Origin of the sequence: Domibacillus aminovorans, assembly GCF_001643235.1 — a bacterium.
Lineage (GTDB): Bacteria > Bacillota > Bacilli > Bacillales > Domibacillaceae > Domibacillus > Domibacillus aminovorans.
Window position 1 is genome coordinate 1 of sequence record NZ_LQWY01000028.1, and the last position, 6,843, is coordinate 6,843.

Annotated in this window: 5 protein-coding genes; 3 read left to right on the plus strand and 2 right to left on the minus strand. The window is 36.6% G+C overall.

Features of this window, described 5'->3' with window-relative positions:
- Nucleotides 1-171 precede the first annotated feature (171 nt).
- A complete protein-coding gene (locus AWH49_RS11010; RefSeq protein WP_063965741.1) occupies nucleotides 172-1,263 on the plus strand; it encodes a Ger(x)C family spore germination protein in 1,092 nt (363 codons plus the stop codon).
- A gap of 412 nt (nucleotides 1,264-1,675) precedes the next feature.
- On the opposite strand, the gene AWH49_RS11015 is transcribed toward AWH49_RS11010, so the two are convergent.
- Nucleotides 1,676-2,995 (minus strand): ATP-binding protein, encoded by a 1,320-nt coding sequence (locus AWH49_RS11015; RefSeq protein WP_063965742.1) that lies wholly within the window; start codon nucleotides 2,993-2,995, stop codon nucleotides 1,676-1,678.
- A 672-nt stretch (nucleotides 2,996-3,667) separates the two neighbouring features.
- Here AWH49_RS11015 and AWH49_RS11020 point away from each other — a divergent pair.
- The gene (locus AWH49_RS11020) at nucleotides 3,668-5,506 is read left to right on the plus strand and encodes a PAS domain-containing sensor histidine kinase (RefSeq protein WP_063965743.1); all 1,839 of its coding nucleotides are present in this window, start codon (nucleotides 3,668-3,670) and stop codon (nucleotides 5,504-5,506) included.
- A 380-nt stretch (nucleotides 5,507-5,886) separates the two neighbouring features.
- Here AWH49_RS11020 and AWH49_RS20760 read toward each other — a convergent pair whose 3' ends face one another.
- Nucleotides 5,887-6,201: an ImmA/IrrE family metallo-endopeptidase gene (locus AWH49_RS20760; RefSeq protein WP_063965745.1), complete on the minus strand. Its 315-nt coding sequence runs from the start codon at nucleotides 6,199-6,201 to the stop codon at nucleotides 5,887-5,889.
- A gap of 177 nt (nucleotides 6,202-6,378) precedes the next feature.
- Between AWH49_RS20760 and AWH49_RS11035 the strand changes: the two genes are divergently transcribed.
- Nucleotides 6,379-6,669: a phosphatase gene (locus AWH49_RS11035; RefSeq protein WP_244886809.1), complete on the plus strand. Its 291-nt coding sequence runs from the start codon at nucleotides 6,379-6,381 to the stop codon at nucleotides 6,667-6,669.
- Nucleotides 6,670-6,843 lie beyond the last annotated feature (174 nt).

The following is a 6,843-nucleotide window of genomic DNA, read 5'->3' on the forward strand; positions in this document are numbered from 1 at the left end:
GCTCTATGTGTTGGCTGTTCTCGTTATTCCAATCGCCATTGCCAATGAAAATCGGGAGGAACTGATGGAGATTGGGGGTAAACTCAATAACGTGTCCACGATCTTTATCTTTTTCATCCCGATCGTACTGCTGATTGTTGCGTTGATCCGAAAAAAACGGGAGGAATCGGTGTGAAAAAATGGGTTGGATTAGGGCTTTCCTGCCTGCTGCTGACAGGATGCTGGGATGAACGTCAGCTAAAAGATAAAAATATTATCTTCGGGGTAGGAATCGATGCACCTTCAAAAGGAGAAGTAACGTTGACGTATACCATTCCACAATCGGGCAACGAATCGCAGCCGGCCTTTACAAAACAAGTCGTATCAGCAACGGGACGAACGGTTCGAGAGAGTGCAAGTAAAATCGATCATAAAGTAGGTGCCAGTACGGAAGTCGGGAAAATACGTGTTGTACTACTTAGTAAAGAATCCGTTCAGCAAGACATTTATTCGCTGCTTGATGCCTTCTATCGGAATGCCTCAAGCCCGCTGAATGCCAAAATAATCATTACGGAAGGGGAGGCAGAATCATTTTTTAGAAATGAACTAGAAGGAGAACCGCTGTACAGTAACTATTACGCTTCGATGATTAAAAGTGCTGAATCCCTTACACAGGTGCCGAAGACGAATATACAGCTATTCGCTTCGCCGCTTTTGGATGAAGGCGAAGATGCGATGGCTCCACTCATCAAGTTTAACAAAGAAGAGAAGGTCGCGGAAGTAACGGGGACGGCTCTTTTTCACAATAAACATATGGTCGAAGAATTGTCTGTAGCTGAAACGACCGTCTTACTTTTAATGAAAGACGAAAAGGGGAAAGAGGCTTTGCTGACATTTCCAGTGGAAAAAGAGGAGAGTATTACGATTCAGGTTGAAAAAATGAAACGGAAAATGAACGTCCACGTGCCAAAGGACGGACCGGTAACGGTTGATTTATCGTATCAATTGAGCTACCGTGTGACAGATTATCCGCCAGATCATTTAGAGGATAAAAAAGTGGTGAAAAAAGTGAACAAAAAACTGTCAGACCAAATCGAACAGTCGATGGACAAAACGATGGACAAAATAAAAGAAGCCAATTCAGATGTATTGGGCATCGGGCGCAAGGTGAACGCAAAAGATCCGGACCGGTTTAAACAATTAAAATGGGAAACCGCCTATCCAAATGTGAACGTCAAGATTCATGTGAAAGCAGAGCTTATCGAAAGCGGCATTACGTTCTAACGTCTTACTGGTATTGTAACTTAACAGAATAGCTACTTATGTTGCTTTATGTTATCCAAAACTCGTCCTTTTCTGAACTCGATCATTTTGATTCAGAAGGGGCGAGTTTTTATTGTCTTTTAAGCAACAAAACATTGCTCATTATTCTCTATGTTCAGTAACTTCTTTGTTTTTAATTAGATGTATTCGTACTTAGATAGGAAGATAAAATTTTGTTTTATCTTCCTGTATGAGATTAAAATAACTACACACTGAGCGTGTAGTTAACTAATGGTGTTGAGGCTATCAACAATTATCTATACATAAGCAATCTCATCATTGTCACAGTCCTTACAGCAGGCTAGGGGCACTCCATAATTCAAGTAGCATTCATTATGTATCAGAACATCCCCGCCAGCTGCTGGTACTCCTTCTATAGAGGTGGGGTGGATAAATTACCCAGATTATCCTCTGTGGGAGACAGCGAGTTTTCAGCTATAGGAAGAAGAATAGAAAAGCTAGTTCCTTTGCCTATCTCGCTTTTTACTATAATTTCCCCTCGCATCGTTTTAACGATACTATAGGTAACCATTGTACCCAGCCCAGTGCCAATATCTTTTGTTGTGAAAAAGGGGCTTCCTAAACGTTCAAGTTGTTCCTCATTCATCCCGATACCTGTATCTGTCACAGTGATCATGGCATTGTCTGCAATACGTCGCAACTCAATTAGTAATCTTCCTCCTTGAGGCATGGATTCAATGCCATTTTTCACGACATTTATAAGACACTGGTGAAGCTTTTGATCTTCGCCAGCAATATAGATATCTTCTTCAAGTCGTACTTGAATTTGTACATTATTCATAGCAGCATAAGGGTCAATGAAATTTTCGACGTATAATAGTTCCTTATGTAGATCCAATATCTTTATGTTTTCTAATGAAGGTTTTGCAAAGGTAAGATAATCGGTAATTGTAGATTCAGCTTTCCCCAAAGCATCCATTGCTGTATTTATATAATTAAGCTTATCTTGATCAGTAAGATCAGGCTCCCGTAGTAGTTGAAGAAACCCCTTTGTAACAGTCAATGGATTTCTAACTTCATGAGAAATACTTGCTGCAAGTTCACTGACTGTTCTTAGCTTTTCAAGTTTTCTTAATTCATTGGCGAGAATAGTTTGTTTTCGTGATTTCTCGATAAGATAGACAAATGATGTAACGCTAAATAATTGAACAACTGAGAAAGCGCTTACAAGTGTAACGAATCTTACGTTTATTAGTTCTGAAAAAAATAAAGAGATCACTAGTATCTTGGCTAGTATTATAGAAAAATAAGCTAACATGGTAAGATACACTTTTTTGTTAATATTAACTGCATTCTGGAATAAAGGTATAATATACCATGAAGCAATAAGTAATGATAAATTTATTGCCAACGCTATATAAAAACCAGAACCGCCTAAATAGAAACGATAAGTAATTAAAATGACAAATAAATAAACGGCAACCCGACGACCACCATATAACGCCCCAATGAGAAAGGGAATTTGACGCATTTCCATCAGATGATCAGCTTTCGTAAGAACGGTATACGATACACAAAGAATGATAAATGTTCCGGACATGAGAGTCATGACAAGTTCATTATTTAATCTACTGATTTTACCTTCAATAAACTTAAGATATAGATAGAAAAAAATAAAAACAAAAAAAATGTTTAGTAAAAAGACTTGAATATCATTGATTATACTGCCCACTATATCACCTCTGCTCCATCTAAAATAGTTAACGGTTACATACATGATTTGAAATACCGTTCAATAGTTAAAATAAAAACACGATATAGCGTGATAATTAATGAATGAATAGTATTTTCTTCTATCTTCCTATAAAAAAAAGGTGAGTTCTACACTTTTTCTTCGACAAATTACGACAAAAATAGGTGAGAAATAGAAACATTTTCTTTTATCCATAATACACCATTACGCGGTGTATCAGCCAACGTTCCAAGCGTTCTTCAGCAAATTTATATTCAACACCAAATGTTTGAGCAATAATTTCTATAGCTACTTGCTTATGATCTGTTAATTCAAGTTTTTCCAGCATAAAAGTAGGAATACAAAAATGCAGAAGGATAAATTTTCATTGTTTACTTTTTTTAAAAATGTAGATTTTTTTGTCGTTTTTAACAAATATATAAATGATTTTCAAAAAAGTCTCAAATAACCTTGAGGATTTTTTGAGAAAAAGGCATTATAAAGTGTACAAATTAATTTTCTAAAATGGGCAAAGACAGGGTATCGACCGCAAAAAGAGGGGTTAAAAGCTTTGATCCAACAAAAATGTGGGTGGCCGAATCTAGAATAATAATCCTATGTTTATTATCTTTCCAAATATAAACAAGTCAACTTTAGAAGGGAACAACAAACATGAGCAATTTATCAAATAAAGACGGTATGGAGGAGGCGACCCTGAAAGAAACATTTTCATGGATTGCAGAAACATCGAAAGAGCTAATCATTTTAATCGATACTAAAGGAAGGATTAAATATATAAATCCTTCATTAGAAAAAGCTTTGCAATATGATTTGTCGGAAGTGGAAGGAATGAATTACTTAGAACTCATCCACGAAGAGGATCGACATAAAACTAAAAGTGAATTAGTTTATATTCTTAAAAACTCTCAATTTTCTGTTCCACCCTATACAAATCGATATTGTAGGAAAGACGGTACCTATATTACACTGCTTTGGCACAGTGTAGAAGTGACGAAGGACGGTTGGGTTCGAGCGATGAGCCGGCTTGTGAAAAAGGGTTTTGATGATATAGAGGAAAGCATAGGATTTAGTCACTTTTTTGATCTAATGGATGATGCATCGTCCATTTGTAATATGGAGGGTCATATACTTCTCGTGAACTCCGCATTTGAAAAGTTGTATGGATGGAAAGGGCTGGAGATACTGGGGGGATTTTGTCCAACTGTTCCGAAGCATCTTTATGATGAAATCGACGATATCAGGACAAAGATACGGAACGGGAAAAAAATAATGCATTATCAAACGTTTAGGATGAAAAAAGATGGATCGCTTATTCCAGTCTCCCTTATTATTGCTCCGATTTCAGATGGAAATGGAACAATTAACGCTATATCCGTTATAACAAAAGACCTTACTGAGCTAATAAACGCGACCATGCTGATTGAACAACAAAATAATTTGATCACTAGTCAGGAAAGACTTCTTCTTGATATAACCGAAAATATTAGTGACGTCATTTGCTTGTTTGATATAACTCAATCTAAATTTCTATATGTTAGCCCCTCTTTCGAACGGTTATGGGGCATCAGCAGTGAAGAGCTCTATGAAAACCCGCATGTCATGAATGATCAGTTTTATCCAGAGGAATTGGAAAAACTGATAAAGGTTTTTGCCGTTCCTTTCGACGTCCCTCTGGAATTAGAATATAAGCTGAAAGATGAGACAAGAACAGAAGAGCGGTGGATTCACACAAAAATCACTCCTCTCGCCGATACAAATGGGCGGATCACCCGAAATATCAGTATCTCTCGAGATATTACTGAGCGGAAAAAACAGGACGAAATGTTAAAGAAACAGGAAAAATTGGGAGCATTGGGACAATTAGCGGCTGGGATTGCCCATGAAATCAGAAATCCGTTAACCACAGTAAAAGGTTTCATTCAGCTGCTAGCTCAGGAATCAAATGACAATAACATCTATAACAAGATCATTCTCAAAGAACTGGATCAAATTGAGTCCATTGTGACGGAGTTTTTAATGCTCGCGGATCCGTATGAGGAAATAAAGTTTGCTCATTACAATATCAATGAAGTGTTAACAGAAATTATTCAATTTATGCGGCCAGAAGCTTTATTATATAAAGTTGAAATTAATATAAATTTGGCAGATTCATTGCCCCTTCTTTACTGTGAACCGAAGAAGATTAAACAAGCAATGATTAATGTTCTCAAAAATGCGATCGAAGCGATGCCCTCTGGAGGAAACATCTTTGTTACAACATCTTTATTGCTGAACGGCTTTGTAGCGATTGAAGTAAGAGATGAAGGAAGAGGCATCCCAAAAGAAATGATCAGTCGTTTAGGAGAGCCACTTTACTCTAATAAAGAAAGGGGCACGGGTCTGGGTCTTATGGTCAGCTATAAGATTATCGAAAATCATCGAGGAACGATTCAAATAGACAGTGATCAAGGCAAAGGTACTAATGTAAAAATAGTATTGCCATTAAAATAGATTAATGGTTTAGTCAGACAGTAAAGTACCGTTAAACAATTTCTTATTCATAACAAAAATTCATAGGGAAATTATTTTGAACAGCTCCGTAATTAGGACCAAGTTTCATTTTTTCCCCACTTCTTTTTTCTATAAAAAACAGGTGATTTCCACACTTTTCCTTCAATACAATACAATACGACAAATGCGTGAGGGAGTAGAATCCTTTTTATCCGTAATACACCATGGCTCGTTGTAAAAGCCAACGTTCTAGTCGTTCTTCAGCAAAACCATATTCAACACTTAATGTTTGAGCAATAATTGCTATAGCTGCTTGCTTATGATCTGTTAATTCGAGTTTTTCGAGCATAAAAGTTGGGATACAAAAATGCAGAGCAAAGCTATTCGCCTGCCATTCTTGCATTTTTAAGAAGAAGGAAGGAAGGAAGGGTGAACTGATTCCCTGCATGGCGTAGTAGATGACAGAGCTCATGAGCAAATTCCTGCCATTGCACAGCAGGGGAGAGATTTTCATTAAGCAGAATGATTGAAAAATGTTCACGCTCAAGACACTTGCTGGTGCCATCGACGTAATCAATGACAATACCAAGCTTTGTGGAAACTTCTTCAGGGTTTTGTTGTTGAGGATGATGGATTTCAATGTTCGTGTAGAGGTTTTCGATAAAATCCTCTACGTGTGTTTTCGTATAGTTCAATGTGACCGCCTCTTTTCCAATTTACATATACGAGAATATATGTTCGATAAAAAGTGTATAACAAATTAATATGGAATAGAAGAGAGCGGACTTAATTTATATTAATATTCAATTTGGAAAATCTATTACAAACTTGTAAAACGAAAGGTATAATCAAACTAAGAAAGAGAGGAAGAGATGAAAATGGCAAAACTACACATTGGTTTAACGCTATTAGTGCTGAGTGCTATTCTTGCTGGATCAACCATTATTTCAGCAGCTATCTATTCTCAAGTATTGGTTCAAGAAGCGATAGGATGGAATACTAGCCATGGAATTTATGGAACAGCTTTCAGAGAGATAGGTAAATTTCCGCTAGCTGTTTCAATCTTATTAGCAATTTTGGGTATCTTTCTTGTAATAACTGCTGTAAGGAACAATTATAAAAATTCTAACCAGAATAAAGTGCAAGATAAAAACGTTCTTTAAAACAACCAATAAGTAAAATCCGTATCAGTCATTATACTGGTACGGATTTTTTACTATGTAAATAAGTGTTTTGAGGGAGTTTTGAAACTTTAGAATAAGGCTCTGTTAACGAATAGTGTTAATTTCCCTATTGAACTCCCATGAAAATTAAAATCTCCGATTTAGAGAAAAAGG

Coding starts and splice junctions, on each gene's coding strand:
- AWH49_RS11020 (WP_063965743.1), top strand. CDS start 3,668: ATGAGCAATTTATCAAATAAAGACGGTATGGAGGAGGCGACCCTGAAA.
- AWH49_RS11035 (WP_244886809.1), top strand. CDS start 6,379: ATGAAAATGGCAAAACTACACATTGGTTTAACGCTATTAGTGCTGAGT.